Source organism: Streptomyces sp. NPDC087428 (assembly GCF_044744085.1).
In the GTDB taxonomy this organism is placed as follows: Bacteria; Actinomycetota; Actinomycetes; order Streptomycetales; family Streptomycetaceae; genus Streptomyces.
In genome coordinates this window covers 1-18,769 of record NZ_JBIUXR010000022.1, presented here as the reverse complement: position 1 = coordinate 18,769, position 18,769 = coordinate 1, and the positions used below count along the sequence as shown (strand labels likewise).

Genomic DNA, 18,769 nt, shown 5'->3' with positions numbered 1-18,769 from the left:
AGGGGCTGCGTGCGGCCTTTCGCCTTCCATAGCGTGACCCGCAAGTGGTGCGGTTCCCTGGTGAATTCCGTCCGGCGACGGGCGACAATTGTGTGGAGTGCAGATGACTGAGTCGGAAAACTTCGTCTCTGGCACCGACGGTGTGCCGGACGGGGGCACGGTGCAGCAGTCCGCACTCGTGCGTGAGCTGGAATCCCTCCCCACCTCGGAGCAGACCCGGGTGCTGCTCGACCTGGTGCGGGAGAGCACCGAGGCCGTACTGCGGCAGACCCGGCCGGACGCCGCGCAGACCGTGGACCCGGTCCGCGCCTTCCGCGAGCTGGGGCTCGACTCCGTGGCGCTGGTGGCGCTGCACGCCCGGCTCGCCGCGGCCACCGGTCTCGCACTGCCCCCTACCGTCGCCTTCGACCACCCCTCACCGGCCGCGCTCGCCGCACATCTGCGCACCGAGGCCCTGGGCCTGCCCGACCTGCCCGACCCGGTCGTCGCACCCGGCATCGCCACCGACGACCCGATCGCCGTCGTCGGCATCGGCTGCCGCTACCCCGGTGACGTGTCGTCCCCCGAGGACCTGTGGCAGCTCGTCGCCGACGGCACCCACATCCGCGACGACTTCCCCACCGACCGCGGCTGGGACCTCGACCGGCTCTTCGACGACGACCCCACGACCCCCGGCACCACCTACGCCCGGCACGGCGGATTCCTGTCCGGCGCCGCTGAGTTCGACGCGGACTTCTTCTCCGTCAGCCCCCGTGAAGCCCTCGCGATGGACCCGCAGCAGCGCCTCGTGCTGGAGACCGTGTGGGAGGCCGTGGAGCGGGCCGGGATCGACGCGCGGACCCTGCGCTCCAGCCGGACCGGCGTCTTCGTCGCCGCCGAGCCGCAGGAGTACGCGATGCGCCTGCACGAGGCGCCGGACGGCCTGGACGGATACCTGCTCAGCGGCAACGCCCCCAGCGTGGTCTCCGGCCGGGTCGCCTACACGCTCGGCCTGGAAGGACCCGCGCTGACCGTCGACACCGCCTGCTCGGGCTCGCTGGTCGGCCTCCACCTCGCCGTCCAGTCGCTGCGGCGCGGCGAGTGCACCCTCGCGCTGGCGGGCGGCGTCGCCGTCATGGGCAGCCCCGGTGTGTTCACCGCGTTCAGCCGGCAGCGCGGACTCGCCGCCGACGGCACGGTCAAGGCGTTCGCCGCCGCCGCGGACGGCACGGCGTTCGCCGAGGGCGCCGGTGTGTTCGTCCTGGAACGCCTCTCCGACGCACGCGCCAACAACCACCCGGTCCTCGCCGTCCTGCGCGGTACGGCCATCAACCAGGACGGCGCGTCCAACGGCCTGACCGCGCCCAGCGGCCGCGCCCAGCGCCAGGTGATCCGCCAGGCACTCGCGGACGCCGGACTCACCGCGGGTGACGTCGACGCCGTCGAGGCGCACGGCACCGGCACCACCCTCGGCGACCCCATCGAGGCCCAGGCACTGATCGCCACCTACGGGCAGGAACGCACCGCGGGGCCGGCCTGGCTCGGCTCGGTGAAGTCCAACATCGGACACACCCAGGCGGCCGCGGGCTCGGCCGGCCTGATCAAGATGATCATGGCGATGCGTCATGGTGTGCTGCCCGCGACCCTGCACGTGGACGCCCCCTCGCCCAACGTCGACTGGTCGGCGGGGGAGGTCCGGCTGCTGACGGAACCCGTGCCGTGGGCGCCCGGCGACCGCCCCCGCAGGGCCGCCGTCTCCTCCTTCGGCGTCAGCGGCACCAACGCCCACATCGTCATCGAGGAGCCGCCGGCCGGGACCGCGCGGAGCGCCGCCGCCGAGGGCGACGGCACCGCCACCGACGACGGACGCCCCCTGCCCGCGACGCTCTCCGCCCGCACCGGGGCCGCCCTGCGCGACCAGGCCCGACGCCTGCTGGCACACGTCGAGAACACCCCCGACGCCCGCCCCCTCGACCTCGCCCACTCCCTGGCGACGACCCGTGCCGCGCTGTCCCACCGGGCCGTGGTGCTCGCCGGTGACCGCGCGGGCCTCCTCGACGGGCTGCGCGCCCTGGCCGACGGCCGGAGCGCCCCCGGCGTCCACACCTCCGTCACCGGCGGCGGCACCGCGTTCCTCTTCACCGGCCAGGGCAGCCAGCGCCTCGCCATGGGACGCCTGCTCTACGACGCCCACCCGGCCTACGCCAAGGCCCTGGACAACGCCATCGGCTACCTCGACCTCCAGCTCGACCGCTCCCTGTGGGACGTCCTGTTCGCCGACGAGGACACCCCGGAAGCGGCCCTCCTGGACCGCACCGAGTACGCGCAGGCGGCCCTCTTCGCCGTCGAGGTCGCCCTGTTCAGGCTCCTGGAGTCCTGGGGCGTCCGTCCCGACTACGTGGCCGGGCACTCCATCGGCGAGCTGACCGCCGCCCACGTCGCCGGTGTGCTCACCCTCGACGACGCCGCCACCCTCGTCGCGGCGCGCGGCCGGCTGATGCAGGCACTGCCCGAGGGCGGCGCCATGATCGCCGTGGAGGCCGCAGAGGAGACGGTGGAGCCGCTCCTCGCGCACTGCCGCGACACGGTGAGCATCGCCGCCGTCAACGGCCCCCGCTCCGTCGTCCTGTCCGGGGACGAGGCGACGGTCACCGACGTCGCCGCCCGGCTGGAGGCCGCCGGCCACCGCACCAAGCGGCTCCGGGTCAGCCATGCGTTCCACTCACCGCTGATGGCACCCATGCTCGACGACTTCCGGCAGATCGCCCGGATCCTCAGCTACGCCGCACCGAAGCTCCCCGTCGTCTCCGCCCTCACCGGCCGGCTCGCCACCGCCGCGGAACTCACCGACCCCGAGTACTGGGTACGGCACATCTGCGCCCCCGTACGCTTCCACGACACCGTCGCCTCCCTCACGGACCGGGGCGTCGCCACCTTCCTCGAACTCGGACCCGACCCGGTGCTCTGCGCCATGGGCCGCGAGAGCGCCGACCCGGCCGCGGTGTTCGCCCCGCTCCTGCGGCGCGGGCACGACGAGCCGTACCAGCTGCTGAGCGCCCTGGCCGTCGCCCACACCCGTGGCACCCCCGTCGACTGGCACGCCTTCTTCGCCGGCGCCGGCGCCCACCGCGTCGAGCTGCCCACGTACGCCTTCCAGCGCGAACGGTTCTGGCTCAGCGCCCCCGACGCCGCCCAGGACGCGACGGCGCTCGGCCAGATGGCCGCCGGCCACCCCCTGCTGGGCGCGGTGGTCGGCCTCGCGGACACCGGGGGCGCCGTCCTCACCGGACGGGTCTCGCTGCGCTCGCACCCCTGGCTCGCCGACCACGTGATCGACGGCCATGTCCTGCTGCCCGGCACCGCGTTCGTCGACCTCGCGGTCCGGGCCGGCGAGCAGACCGGCTGCGAACGCCTCGACGAACTGGTCATGGCGGCCCCGCTGATCCTGCCCGGCACCGGCGGCGTCGCCCTCCAGATCGTCGTCGACGCCCCGGACGCCACCGGCCGCCGCCCCGTCGCGTTCTACTCACGCGACGAGGACGCCCCCGCCGACGCCCCGTGGACCCGGCACGCCACCGGCCGCCTGGCCCCCCGCGGCCCGGCCGGACCGGGGACCGCGGACTTCGCCTCCGGCACCTGGCCGCCACCCGGCGCCGAGCCCCTCGACATCACCGGCCTCTACGGAGACCTGGCCACGCAGGGCTACGGATACGGCCCCGCCTTCCACGGCCTGCGAGCCGTCTGGAAGGCCGCCGGGGGCGAGGTGTTCGCCGAGGTACGGCTGCCGGAGACAGCCGGCGACCCGGCCTCCGCCTACGGACTCCACCCCGCACTGCTCGACGCCGTCCTGCACGCCACCGACTTCGCCACGCAGGACGGCACCGACAGCCAGGACGGCCGCATCCTGCTGCCCTTCGCCTGGACCGGCGTCACCCTCCACGCGTCCGGCGCGACCACCCTGCGGGTACGCGTCACCGCCACCGGCACCGACGAGGTCGCCCTCGAACTGGCCGACGCCACCGGGGCCCCGGTCGCCTCCGTCGACTCCTTCCTCGTCCGCCCCCTCACGGCCGGCGGACTGGCCGCCACGGCGCACCCCGACGCGCTCCACCACGTCCGGTGGACCCCCCTGCCCGACCCCGCCCCCACCGCGTCGGCCCCGGCCCCCGGCCCCGTCCACCACTGCCCCGCCCCGACCGGGCCCGACGTCGCCGCCGACGTCCGCACCGTCCTCGGCACCACGCTCACCGCCGTGCGGGACTGGCTCGCCGACGAACACTCGGCCACCGCACGGCTGACCGTGCTCACCCGGGGCGCGGTCGCCGCCACCCCCGGCGAACAGGCCGCACTCGCCCAGGCACCCGTCTGGGGCCTGGTGCGCTCGGCCCAGGCAGAACACCCCGGCCGCTTCCTCCTGCTCGACAGCGACGGCTCACTCGGCACCGACGAACTGCTCCGCCTCACCGCGGACACCGACGAACCCGAGATCGCCCTGCGCGACGGCCGGCTGCACGTCCCCCGGCTGACCCGCACCACCCAGGCACCGAACCCCGACACCGCCCCCTGGCGCACCGAAGGCACCGTCCTGATCACCGGCGGGACCGGCGGCGTCGGCGCCACGCTCGCCCGCCACCTGGTCACCGCACACGGCGTACGCGGACTGCTGCTCACCGGCCGCCGGGGCGCGGCCGCCCCCGGCGCCGAGGAGCTGCGCTCCGAGCTGACCGCCCTCGGTGCCGAGGTCACGATCACCGCCTGCGACGCCGCCGACCGCGACGCGCTGGCCGACGCCCTGGCCGCCGTACCGGACCGGCTGCCGCTGAGCGCGGTCGTGCACGCGGCCGGGGTGCTCGACGACGCACTGGTCGACTCCCTCGACGACACCCGCCTGGACACCGTCCTGCGGCCCAAGGCCGACGGCGCCTGGAACCTCCACGAACTCACCCGCGACAGCGACCTCTCCGCGTTCGTGCTGTTCTCCTCCACCGCCACCCTCCTGGACGGTGCGGGGCAGGGCAACTACGCCGCCGCCAACGTCTTCCTCGACGCCCTGGCCACCCACCGCGCCGCCCTCGGCCTCCCCGCGACCTCGCTGGCGTGGGGGCTGTGGACCGGCACCGGCGGCATGGGCGGCACCCTCGACGAGGCCGCCCTGCGGCGCATCGAACGCCTCGGCCTCCAGCCCCTGTCCGTCGCGGAGAACCTCGCCCTCCTGGACCGCGCGATCAGCACGGAGGCGCACCCGGCCGTCGTACCCGTACGGCTGAACCTGCGCACGCTCAACGCCCGCGCCGACGAGGCCCCCGCCCTCCTGCGGGCCCTGGTCCGTCCGCCGCGCCGTGCCGTGGGCGGCGGCGGGATCAGCGTCGAGCAGTCCCTCGCGCGCAGCCTGAGCGGCCTGACCCGCTCGGAGCGCGGCGAGGCCCTCCTCGACCTGGTCCGCGCCCAGGTGGCCGCCGTCCTCGGCCACGACGGACCCGAACGCGTCGTCACCACACGGGCGTTCAACGAGATGGGCTTCGACTCCCTCGCGGCCGTCGAACTCCGCAACCGGCTCGGCTCCGCCACCGGACTGCCCCTCACGGCCACCCTCGTCTTCGACTACCCCTCGCCCGCCGCCCTCGCCGACCACCTGGCCTCCCGGCTCGGCGGCGACGCGGAGCAGCGGACCGGCCGGCACGCCCCGGCCACCTCCGCCTCCGCCTCCGACGACGACCCCATCGCCATCGTCTCCATGGCCTGCCGCTACCCCGGCGGCGTGACCTCGCCCGAGGAGCTGTGGCAGCTCGTCGAGGAAGGACGCGACGTCGTCTCGGCGTTCCCCACCGACCGCGGCTGGGCCACCGACATCCACGACACCGAGCCCGGCACACCGGGCAAGAGCCTCACCGACCAGGGCGGATTCCTCCACGAGGCGGCCGACTTCGACGCCGCGTTCTTCGGGATCAGCCCCCGCGAGGCCCAGGCCATGGACCCCCAGCAGCGACTCCTGCTGGAGATCGCCTGGGAGACCGTGGAGCGCGCCGGCATCGACCCGCACGCCCTGCGCGGCAGCGACACCGGTGTCTTCGCCGGTGTGATGTACCACGACTGGGGGCTGCGCCTCGGCCCGCTTCCCGAGCACGTGGCCGGCTACCACGGCAACGGCAGCCTCGCCAGTGTGGTGTCCGGCCGGGTCGCCTACACCCTCGGCATCGAAGGCCCCGCCGTCACCGTCGACACCGCCTGCTCCTCCTCCCTGGTCGCCCTGCACTGGGCGGCCCAGGCCCTGCGCCGGGGCGACTGCGCCCTCGCCCTCGCGGGCGGCGTCACCGTCATGTCCACCCCCGACACCTTCGTCGACATGAGCCGGCAGCGCGGCCTGGCCGCCGACGGCCGGTGCAAGTCGTTCGGCAGCGGTGCGGACGGCACCGGCTGGGGCGAGGGCGTCGGCATGCTCCTGCTGGAGCGGCTCTCCGACGCCGAACGCAACGGCCACCGTGTGCTCGGCATCGTCCGGGGCTCCGCCGTCAACTCCGACGGCGCCTCCAACGGCCTCACCGCACCCAACGGACCGGCCCAACAGCGGGTCATCCGACGCGCGTTGGACGTCGCCGGCCTCACCCCCGCCGACGTCGACGCCGTCGAGGGCCACGGCACCGGCACCGTCCTGGGCGACCCGATCGAGGCCCAGGCGCTGCTGGAGACCTACGGCCAGGAACGCCCCGCGGACGGCAGCCCGCTGCTGCTCGGCTCCATCAAGTCCAACATGGGCCACACCCAGGCGGCTGCCGGGGTGGCGGGCATCATCAAGATGGTGCAGGCGATGCGCCACGGCACCCTGCCCGCGACCCTGCACGCGGACGAGCCCTCACCGCAGGTGGACTGGGACTCCGGCGCCGTCGCCCTGCTGACCGGCCCCACCGCCTGGCCCGCCCACGGCCGCCCGCGCCGCGCCGGGGTGTCGTCGTTCGGTATCAGTGGCACCAACGCCCACGTGATCATCGAGGAGCCGCCCGCCACCGCTCCGCAGGACGCGCCCGAACCGTCCGGCTCCACGTCCGCCCCGGTCGCCTGGCCGGTCTCGGCGAGGACCCCGGAGGCGCTGAGCGCCCAGGCGACGCGCCTGCTCAGCCACCTCGCGACCGTCCCCGACGACGCACTCGCCGCGACGGGCCACGCCCTCGCGACGACCCGCGCCGCCCTGGACCACAGAGCCGTCGCCCTCGGCGCCGACCGCACGGAACTCACCGCCGCACTGGAGGCGTTGGCCTCCGGCGCGGGACCGGTACGGGACACGGTCAGCGAGGGCAAGGTCGCGTTCCTGTTCACGGGTCAGGGTGCGCAGCGGCTGGGGATGGGCCGGGAGCTGTATGAGGCGTTCCCGGTGTTCTCGGAGGCGTTCGACGCGGTGCTGGTGGAGCTGGATGCCCGGCTGGGGCGTTCGTTGCGTGAGGTGGTGTGGGGTGAGGACGTTGGCCTGTTGAACGGGACGATGTTCGCCCAGGCCGGCCTGTTCGCCGTCGAGACCGCACTCTTCCGCCTGGCGGGGTCCTGGGGCATACGTCCGGACTTCCTGGTCGGCCACTCGGTCGGTGAGATCGCGGCCGCACACGTCTCCGGTGCGTTGTCGCTGGGTGACGCGGCTGAACTCGTCGTGGCGCGTGGCCGGTTGATGCAGGCGCTTCCCGCCGGTGGGTCGATGGTGGCGGTGGAGGCGACGGAGGCCGAGGTGCTTGGGCTGCTGAACGCCGAGGTGGGGATCGCAGCCGTCAACGGGCCCGCCTCCGTGGTCGTTTCGGGTACGGAGGACGCGGTTCGCGCGCTGGTCGCCACGTTCGAGGACCAGGGGCGCCGGACGAGTGTGCTGCGCGTCTCTCACGCCTTCCACTCGCCGTTGATGGAGCCGATGCTGGCGGAGTTCGGGGCGGTGGTGGCCGGACTGTCGTTCGGCGCCGCGTCGATCCCCGTCGTGTCGGGCGTGTCCGGAGATCTGGCCGAGGACTGGGGTTCGGCGGAGTACTGGGTACGGCATGTGCGGGAAGCGGTGCGGTTCGCGGACGCCGTCCGGTTCCTGGAGGACCGCGGCGTCACCTCGTACCTCGAGATCGGCCCCGACGCCGTACTCAGCGGCATGGGCCAGAACTGCGTCCAGGACCCGGACGGGGCGGCGTTCGTCCCGTCGCTCCGCCGCAACCGGCCCGAGGCCCGCGAACTCCTGGCCGCCGTCGGCCGTGCCCACACCCGCGGCGTCACCGTCGACTGGGACACCCTCTTCGGCCTCCGCGGCATCGGACAGGGCCCGGACCTGCCCACCTACGCCTTCCAGCACGAGCGCTACTGGCTCGACCTGGCCACCGCCCCCGGCGACCTGGACGCGGTCGGCCTCGAAGCGGTCACCCACCCCCTGCTGAGCGCCGCCGTGGCGACGCCCGACGACGGCGGGGTCGTCCTCACCGGACGGCTCGCCACCGCCACCCAGCCCTGGCTCGCGGACCACGGCGTGCTGGGCAGCGTGCTGCTGCCGGGCACCGGATTCGTCGAACTCGCGGTCCGGGCGGGCGACCACGTCGGCTGCGGCCGGATCGAGGAACTCCTCCTCGAAGCACCCCTGACCCTGCCCGCCAGGGGAGGCGTCGCCCTGCGCGTCGTCGTCGGCGCACCGGACGCATCCGGCGCCTGCTCGGTCAGCATCCACTCACGCGGCTCCACCGAGCCCGACGCCCCGTGGACCAGGCACGCCCACGGCACCCTGACCCGCGAAGCACCCGCCCCCGCCTTCGACCTGGTCCAGTGGCCGCCGGCCGGCGCCACCCCCGTCGACGTCGAGTCCGCCTACGAGCGGCTGCGCGAGCGCGGATACGCCTACGGCCCCGCCTTCCAGGGGCTGCGCGCGGCCTGGCGGCGCGGCGACGACGTGTTCGCCGAGGTCGCCCTCGACGGTCCCGCCCGCGCGGAAGCGGCCGCCTTCGGACTGCACCCCGCACTTCTCGACGCGGCCATGCACGCCGATCTGCTGACGGACCCGGCCGCCGACGCGGCCACCCTGCTGCCCTTCTCGTGGAACGGCGTCACCCTGCACGCCGCCGGAACCCCCGCGCTGCGCGTCCACATCCAGCGGCTCCGCGGCGACGAGGTCTCCGCCATCATGGTCGCCGACGAGAGCGGCGCACCGGTCGCCACCGTGGAGTCGCTCGTCTCCCGGCCGGTCTCGCCGGAGCAGATCGCGGCGGCCTCCGGCGCACCGTCCGCCTCCCTCCACCGGATCGGCTGGCAGCGGACGGAACCGGTCACCGCGGCGGCCGACGCCGCCCCCGCGTACACCGTTCTGCACTGCCCGGCGTCCCCCGAGGGCCGGCACGTCCCCGACGCCGTGCGCGACCTCACCCACCACGTGCTCGACGCGATACGCGAGCGGCTCACGGACCCCGAGGCCGCCGACCGCCCCCTCGTCGTGGTCACCCGGCGCGCCGTGCCCGTACGGCCCGGCGAGGACGTGGACCCGGCGCAGGCCCCCGTATGGGGTCTGGTGCGTGCCGCACAGGCCGAGAACCCGGGCAGGTTCCACCTGCTCGACGTGGACGGCGCGTCCCGGCCGACCGACGCCGAGCTCTCCGCCGCCGTCACGTCCGCCGAACCCGAATCCGCCCTGCGCGAGCACGAGTTGTGGGTGCCTCGGCTCGGCCGGGCCACCGCACCCGAGCCCGCCCGGCCCGCCCCGTGGGACACCGCGGGCACGGTGCTGATCACCGGGGGGACCAGCGGCCTCGGCGCACTCGTCGCCCGTCACCTCGTCACCGAACACGGCGTGCGCCACCTCCTGCTGGCCGGCCGGCGCGGCACGGACGCACCCGGTGCGCGGGCACTCGCCGCCGAACTCACCGGCCTCGGCGCCCACGTCGTGATCGCCGCCTGCGATGTGGCCGACCGCGACGCACTGGCCGCACTGCTCGCCGGGATCGACGCCGAACGGCCGCTGCGCGCCGTCGTGCACGCGGCGGCGGTCGCCGACGGCGGACTGGTCGGCAGCCTCACGCACGAGCGGTTCGACGCCGTCCTTCGCCCCAAGGCCGACGGCGCCTGGAACCTGCACGAACTGACCAGGGACACCGACCTCACCGCGTTCGTCATGTTCTCCTCCGCGGGCGGCCTCGTCCTCGCCGCGGGCCAGGCCGACTACGCGGCGGCCAACGTCTTCCTCGACGCGCTCGCCACCCACCGCGCGGCGGCCGGACTGCCCGCGACCTCGATCGCGTTCGGCATGTGGGAGGTCAGCACCGGCCTCGGCGGCGACCTCACGGAAGCCGACCTGGACCGGATGCGGCGCCTCGGCCTGCCCGCCCTCCCCGCCGACCGGGGCCTCGCACTCCTCGACGCCGCCGTCGTCGCCGGGGACACCGTCGTCGTCCCCCTCACCATCGACCCGGTGGCGCTCGCCGCCCGCGGTGACGAACTGCCCGCACTGCTCCGCGGCCGGGTCCGTACCCCCGCGCGCCGCACCGTCCGGGCGGCCGCCACCGGCTCCGCACTGGAACGCCGGCTGTCCGGTACGACCCCCGACGAGCGGGCCCGCGTCCTGCTCGACACCGTCCGCACCCAGGTCGCCGCCGTCCTCGGCCAGCCGACCCCCGAGGCGGTCGGACCCGACACCGCCTTCCGCGACCAGGGATTCGACTCCCTCGCCGCCGTGGAACTGCGCAACCTGCTGGTCGGCTCCACCGGACTGCGGCTGCCCGCGACACTGGTCTTCGACTACCCCAACTCCCGTGCCGTGGCCGGACATCTCGACACCCTGCTCACCGGCACGACCACCGCCGCGCCCACCGCGGCCCCCCTCGCGGCCGTCGACGACGACCCGATCGCGGTGGTGGCCATCAGCTGCCGCTTCCCGGGAGGCGTCCGCTCGCCCGAGGACCTGTGGGACCTCGTCGCGGACGGCGTCGACGCCATCGGCGACTTCCCCGCCGACCGCGGCTGGGACGCCGACGCCCTCTACGACCCCGAGCCCGGACTCCCCGGCCGCACCTACGTCCGCGAGGGCGGATTCCTCTACGACGCGGCCGAGTTCGACCCCGGGTTCTTCGGCATCATGCCGCGCGAGGCCCTCGCGATGGACCCGCAGCAGCGCCTGCTGCTCCAGTCCGCGTGGGAGACCTTCGAGCGCGCCGGAATCGACCCGGAGACGCTGCGCGGCAGCCAGACCGGTGTGTACGCCGGTGTGATGTACCACGAGTACGGCAGCCGGGTCACCGACGTCCCCGACGACCTGGCCGGCTACCTCGGCAACGGCAGCGCGGGCAGCATCGCCTCCGGCCGCGTCGCCTACGCGCTGGGCCTCGAAGGCCCCGCCGTCACCGTCGACACGGCCTGCTCCTCCTCCCTGGTCAGCCTCCACATGGCCTGCCAGGCACTGCGCACCGGCGAGATCGACCTCGCCCTGGCGGGCGGTGTCACCGTCATGCCGACCCCGGAGATCTTCGTCGACTTCAGCCGGCAGCGCGGTCTCGCCTCCGACGGACGCTCCAAGGCGTTCGCGGGTGCCGCCGACGGCACGAGCTGGGCCGAGGGCGTCGGCCTCCTCCTGGTCGAGCGCCTCTCCGACGCCCGCCGCAACGGACACCCCGTCCTCGCGGTCGTCCGGGGCAGCGCCATCAACCAGGACGGCGCCTCCAACGGCCTGACCGCCCCCAACGGCCCCTCCCAGCAGCGCGTCATCCGCAAGGCCCTCGCGGCCGCCGGACTCGACCCCGCCGAGGTGGACGCGGTGGAAGGGCACGGCACCGGCACCCGGCTGGGCGACCCGATCGAGGCACAGGCCCTCCTCGCCACGTACGGCCAGGACCGCCCCGCCGAGCGCCCGCTGTGGCTCGGCTCGGTCAAGTCCAACATCGGGCACGCCCAGGCCGCCGCCGGCGTCAGCGGAGTCATCAAGATGGTGATGGCCCTGCGCAACGGCCTGCTGCCCCGGACCCTGCACGTCGACGAGCCGTCACCGCAGGTGGACTGGGAGGCCGGCGGCGTACGCCTGCTGACCGAGCCGGTCACCTGGGCGGCGGGGGACCGGCCCCGGCGGGCCGGGGTCTCCTCCTTCGGACTCAGCGGCACCAACGCCCACGTCATCATCGAGGAAGCGCCCCGGGACAGCGCCGCCCCCGCCGAACCGCAGCCCCTCGTGTCGCTTCCCGCCGAACTGCTTCCGCCGTCCGCCGTACCGCTGCCCGTCGTACCGCTTCCGCTGTCCGCGCGGAGCGCCACCGCGCTCACCGCACAGGCCGGGCGACTCCTCGCCCATATGGAGGCACACCCCGACGAACTGCTGGTGGACGTCGGTCATTCGCTGGCCACGACGCGTGGCGTGCTGGACCACCGTGCGGTCGTGATGTCCGCGGACCGCGCCGCGGCGCTGCGTGCGCTGTCCGATCTGGCGGCGGGCCGGGAGAACGCGGACGTGGTCACGCCGGCCGGTTCCACGACGGAGGGCCTGACGGCCTTCCTGTTCACGGGCCAGGGGGCGCAGCGACTGGGGATGGGCCGCGAACTGTACGGCGCCTTCCCGGTGTTCGCCGAGGCCCTCGACACGGTGGTGGGGGAGCTGGACGCCCGGCTGGGGCGTTCGCTGCGCGAGGTGATGTGGGGCGAGGACGCCGACCTGCTCAACGGGACGATGTTCGCCCAGGCCGGGCTGTTCGCCGTCGAGACCGCCCTGTTCCGCCTGGTGGAGTCCTGGGGCGCGCGGGCCGACGTGGTGGCCGGGCACTCGATCGGTGAGATCACGGCCGCGCACGTCGCAGGCGTGCTGTCCCTGCCGGACGCGGCCGAACTCGTCGTCGCACGCGGCCGGTTGATGCAGGCCCTGCCGGCCGGCGGGGTGATGGTGGCGGTGGCCGCGTCGGAGGACGAGGTGCTTGTACTGCTCGGCGACGAGGTGGGACTGGCCGCCGTGAACGGCCCGTCGGCCGTGGTGATCTCCGGGGCGCGGGAAGCGACGCTCGCCGTCGCGGAGCACTTCGCCGCGTCGGGGCGCCGCACCAAGCGGCTGAGCGTGTCGCACGCCTTCCACTCGCCCCTCATGGAGCCCATGCTCGACGCGTTCCGACAGGTCGCCGAGACACTCACGTACACCGCTCCCCAGATGCGCGTCGTGTCCCACGTGACCGGAACCGAGGCGACCGCCGAGCAGCTGACCTCGCCCGCGTACTGGGTCCGCCACGTGCGCGACGCCGTCCGGTTCGCCGACGGCGTCGCCCACCTCTCCGGCCAGGGCGTCACCCGCTTCGTGGAACTCGGCCCCGACGCGGTGCTCACCGCACTCACCGAGGCCACCGCACACCACACCCCCGACACCCTCACCGTGCCCGTCCTGCGCAAGGGCCGGCCCGAGGTCGCCACCCTGCTCACCGCCCTCGCCCGACTGCACGTCACCGGACCCGCCGTCCGCTGGGCCGACGTCCTCGAAGGCCGCGGCGGCCGCACCGTCGAGCTGCCCACGTACGCCTTCGACCGGACCACGTACTGGCTCGACGCACCCGCCCCCGTCGGCGGCGACGTGACCGGCCTCGGCCAGACCGCCGCCGCGCACCCCCTGCTCAGCGCCGTGGTCGCCTCCCCGGAGGCCGGCGGCGTCGTGCTCACCGGGCGCCTCTCCGTCCGCACCCACCCCTGGCTCGCCGACCACGACGTCCTCGGGACCGTGCTGCTGCCCGGCACCGGCTACATCGAACTCGCCATCCGGGCCGGAGAGGAAGTCGGCTGCGAGGTGGTGGAGGAACTCACCATCGAGGCCCTCATGCCGCTCCCGCCCCACGGCGGACTCGCCGTCCAGGTCGTCGTGGACGCACCCGACGCCGGCGGGCGCTGCTCACTCGGCGTCTACTCCCGCGCCGACGACGCCCCGGCCGGCGCACCCTGGAGCAAGCACGCCAGCGGTGTGCTCGCCCCCGGAACCGGACAGGCACCGCCCGCCGACGCGTTCGCCCCCGCCCCGGCCGACTGGCCGCCCACGGGTGCGACCGAGGTCGACATCTCCGGTGTGTACGACTACCTCACCGGCCAGGGCTACGGTTACGGCCCCATGTTCCGGGGCCTGCGCGGCATCTGGTCCAGGGGCGCGGAGACCTTCGCGGAGGTGTCCCTGCCGGAGGACTCCCTCGACGTCGGGAAGGACTTCCGCCTCCACCCGTCCATCCTCGACGCGGCACTCAGCGCGACCGACTTCATGGACGGCCGACGCCCCCAGGACGTCGGCGGCACCCAGCTGCCGTTCGCCTGGTCCGGTGTCACCCTGCACGCCGCCGGCTCCTCCCGGCTGCGGGTCCGCATCACCGCCGTCGCATCCCACCGGTCACAGGGCTCGGACGCGGTACGCCTCGAACTCACCGACCCCGCGGGCACCCCGGTCGCCACCATCGACTCCCTCGTGGTCCGCCCCGTCACCGCCGCCAAGGTCAACGCGGCGGCCGCCGCGGGCGGCGGTGAGCACGAGGCCGTGTTCCACCTGGTCACCCAGCAACTGCCGCTCGGCGCCGCCGTCACCGCGGCCACGGACCGCTGGGCGGTGCTCGGCACCGGCCCAGAGGCCACCTCTCCTGCCGGACCCGGCACCGGCTACCCGGACCTCGCCGCCCTCGGCGCCGCCCTCACCGGCGGCGCCCCGGTACCCGACGTCGTCGTCCTGCCCGTACCACCGGCCCCGGACCACGAAGACATCCCGACGGCCGTCCGCTCCGTGACCGGACACCTGCTCGCCGCGTTGCAGTCCTGGCTCGCGGACGAGCGGTACGCGCACTCCCGCCTCATGGTGGTCACCCGCAACGCCCTCCCCGTGGAGGAGAGCGACGCCGCCGCCGTGGACCTCGTCCAGGCACCGGTATGGGGCCTGCTGCGCTCCGCCCAGGAGGAGTACCCCGGCCGGTTCGTCCTCGTCGACTCCGACGGCACGGACACGGCCCGCGAGTCGCTGCCCGCCGTGGCCGCGTCCGGCGAACCCGAGGCGATCCTGCGCGGCGCGGAGGTACGGGTGCCCCGACTGGCCCGGATGGCAGCGGCAGCACCCACCACGCCCCTGCCCTGGGACGCCGAGGGGACCGTACTGATCACCGGAGGAACCAGCGGCCTCGGCGCCGTCGTCGCCCGCCACCTGGTCGAACAGCACGGCGTACGCCACCTCCTGCTCGCCGGACGGCGCGGCCAGGACGCACCCGGCGCCACCGCGCTCCGCGACGCACTGACCGGACTCGGCGCCACCGTCACCCTCGCGGCCTGCGACGCGTCCGACCGTACGGCCGTCGACGCACTGCTGACCGCGATCCCGGCCGCACACCCGCTGACGGCTGTGGTCCACGCGGCCGCCGTCATGGACAACGCACTGCTCGCCGCCCTCACCCCCGCACAGGTCGACACGGTGATGCGCCCCAAGGTGGACGCGGCCTGGAACCTGCACGAGGCGACACGCGGACTCGACCTGAAGGCGTTCATCCTCTTCTCCTCCTGCGCCGGACTGGTCGTCGGCGTCGGCCAGGGCAACTACGCCGCCGCCAACCGCTTCCTGGACGCCCTCTCCGCCCACCGCCGCGCCGCCGGACTGCCGGCCACGGCACTGGCGTTCGGCCTCTGGGAGACCAAGACCGGCCTCGGAGGCGGAGTCACCCACGCCGACCTGCGGCGCATGCGCACCATGGGCATGCCCGCCCTGCCGACCGCCGAGGGCCTCGCCCTGCTCGACGAGGCCCTGGAACTCGACCGGCCGGTGCTCGTACCGATCCGGGTGGAGCGCGACCAGCACGCCACGGCCGAACCGCCGTACCTGCTGAAGGACGTGCTCGGCGCGCCGGAACGGCCCGCCGCCCGCAAGGAGGTTCGCGCCCCCGCCGTCACCGCGGCGGCCGCCGCCCCCGCCACCGAACAGACCCTGGAGCAGCGGCTGTCGGGCATGAAGACGGCCGAACGCAAGCGCACCGTGCTGGACGTCGTGCGCGAGCAGGTCGCCGGAGTCAGCCACAGCGTCCCGGCCACCATCGACGTCTCCAAGGGCTTCACCGAGCTCGGCCTCGACTCGCTCGCCGCGATCGATCTCCGCAACCGGCTCCAGAAGGCCACCGGCCTCCGACTCCCGGCCACACTCATGTTCGACTACCCCAGCCCGATGGTGCTGGCCGACTTCCTCCTCGACGAACTCCCCCCGGGCATCGAGGAGAACGCGCCGGACGCGTCCGCCGGAACCACGCCCGCAACCGCACCCGCACCGGGCGGACCGGGCACCGCGGAGGCAGACGCCGCCATCCGGCAGACCCTCGCGGACATCCCGGTCGACGCGCTCCGGCAGGCCGGCCTGCTGGACGCGCTGCTGAAGCTCGCCCCCCGACCCACGACACCCGCACCGGCACCCGCACAGGCCGGCGAAGCGATCAGGACCATGGACGTCGACGACCTGGTGCGCGCCGCGCTCGCGTCCGCCGACCCGACCCGGAACCCGAGCGAGGGCTGAGGACATCATGGAAACATCTGTAGAGCAGCTGGTGGCCGCCCTCCGCGCGACCATGGTCGAGAACGAACGCCTCCGCTCGGCCAACGACCGCCTCACCGACGACGCCTCCGAGCCGATCGCGATTGTCGGGATGGCGTGCCGTTATCCGGGTGGGGTGGGTTCTCCGGACGATTTGTGGGATTTGGTGGTGGAGGGCCGGGACGGTGTGTCGGGGTTTCCGGTGGATCGTGGGTGGGATGTGGAGGGGCTTTACGATCCGGAGCCGGGGAAGCCGAATCGTACGGTGACGCGTGAGGGGGGTTTCCTGTATGACGCGGCTGATTTCGATGCCGGGGTGTTCGGGATCTCTCCGCGTGAGGCGTTGGGGATGGATCCGCAGCAGCGGTTGCTGCTGGAGGCGTCCTGGGAGGCGGTGGAGAGTGCGGGGATCGATCCCCTCTCCCTGAAGGGCAGCCGGACCGGCGTCTTCGCCGGAGTCATGTACCACGACTACGGCCCCGGCACGAGCGACGGCAGCCTCGTCACCGGCCGTATCGCCTTCACTCTCGGCCTCGAAGGCCCCGCCGTCACCATCGACACCGCGTGCTCGTCCTCGCTCGTCGCCCTCCACTGGGCAGGACAGGCACTGCGCCGGGGCGACTGCTCGATGGCGCTGGTCGGCGGCGTGACGGTGATGACGACGCCCGACATGTTCCTCTACTTCAGTCACCAGCGGGGCATGGCGAAGGACGGCCGCTGCAAGTCCTTCGCCGCCGACGCGGACGGCACGGGCTGCTCGGAGGGCGTCGGCGTCCTCATGGTCGAGCGCCTCTCCGATGCCCAGCGCAACGGGCACCCCGTACTCGCGGTGATCCGGGGCAGCGCCATCAACCAGGATGGCGCGTCGAGCGGGATGACCACCCCCAACGGCCCCTCCCAGCAACGGGTGATCCGCGCGGCACTGGAGAACGCCGGCCTCACGACCACGGACGTGGACCTGGTGGAGGCGCACGGCACGGGCACCCGGCTGGGCGACCCGATCGAGGCGCAGGCGCTCCTCGCGACGTACGGGAAGGGGCGCCCGGAGGGCGATCCGCTCTGGCTGGGCTCGTTGAAGTCGAACCTGGGCCACACCCAGGCAGCCGCCGGTGTGGGCGGTGTGATCAAGGCGGTACAGGCGATCCGGCACGGCGTGTTGCCGAAGTCCCTCCACTCGCAGACGCGTTCACCGCACGTGGACTGGGACGCCGGCGCGGTGGAGTTGTTGACGGAGTCGCGGGTGTGGCCGGAGCGGGACCGTCCGCGTCGGGTGGGTGTGTCGTCGTTCGGTCTGAGTGGGACGAACGCACACGTGATCGTCGAGCAGGCTCCGGTGGTGGAGGCTCATGCGGTGGTTTCCTCGGTCGAGGTGCCGGTGGTGCCGGTGGTGTTGTCGGCGCGGAGTGAGGCGGGGCTGTCGGGACAGGCGGCGAAGCTGCTGTCCAAGGTCGCGGGGTCTGCTTCATCGCTGGTGGATGTGGGTTTTTCGTCGGTGGTGTCGCGTGCGGTGCTGGAGCATCGTGCGGTGGTGGCGGCGTCGGACCGTGAGGAGCTGGTACGGGGTCTGACGGCTCTTGTTGAGGGCGAGGTGTCGGCTTCGGTCGTGAGCGGGTCGGTGCGGCCGGCGGGTGCTACGGCGTTCCTGTTCACGGGTCAGGGTGCGCAGCGGCTGGGGATGGGCCGGGAGTTGTATGAGGCGTTCCCGGTGTTCGCGGAGGTCTTTGATGCGGTGCTGGTGGAGCTGGATGCTCGGCTGGGGCGTTCGTTGCGTGAGGTGGTGTGGGGTGAGGACGTTGGCCTGTTGAACGGGACGATGTTCGCCCAGGCCGGGTTGTTCGCGGTGGAGACGGCGTTGTTCCGCCTGGTGGAGTCGTGGGGTGTGCGTCCGGACTTCCTGGTGGGTCATTCGGTCGGTGAGATTGCGGCCGCGCACGTCTCCGGTGCGTTGTCGCTGGGTGACGCGGCTGAACTCGTTGTTGCGCGTGGTCGGTTGATGCAGGCGCTTCCCGCTGGTGGGTCGATGGTGGCGGTGGAGGCGACGGAGGCCGAGGTGCTTCCGCTGTTGAGTGGTGAGGTGGGGATCGCGGCGGTCAATGGTCCGCGTTCTGTGGTGGTGTCGGGTGTGGAGGGTGCGGTTGCTGATCTGGCGGGGAAGTTCGCCGGTCAGGGCCGTAGGACGAGTGTGCTGCGGGTGTCTCATGCGTTCCATTCGCCGTTGATGGAGCCGATGTTGGCGGAGTTCGGGGCGGTGGTGGCCGGGCTGTCGTTCGGCGCCGCGTCGATCCCTGTGGTGTCGGGTGTGTCCGGGGA

The 18,769-nt window shown here is 74.0% G+C and carries 2 protein-coding genes; both read left to right on the top strand.

Annotated elements, in window-relative coordinates; translation table 11 throughout:
* Positions 1-103 precede the first annotated feature (103 nt).
* On the top strand, positions 104-16,441 hold the full coding sequence (locus tag ACIO3R_RS35485) for an SDR family NAD(P)-dependent oxidoreductase (protein ID WP_402111129.1): 16,338 nt from the start codon (positions 104-106) through the stop codon (positions 16,439-16,441).
* Between the two features lie 7 nt (positions 16,442-16,448).
* On the top strand, positions 16,449-18,769 hold a 2,321-nt coding region (locus tag ACIO3R_RS35480; RefSeq protein ID WP_402111127.1), incomplete at its 3' end, for a type I polyketide synthase.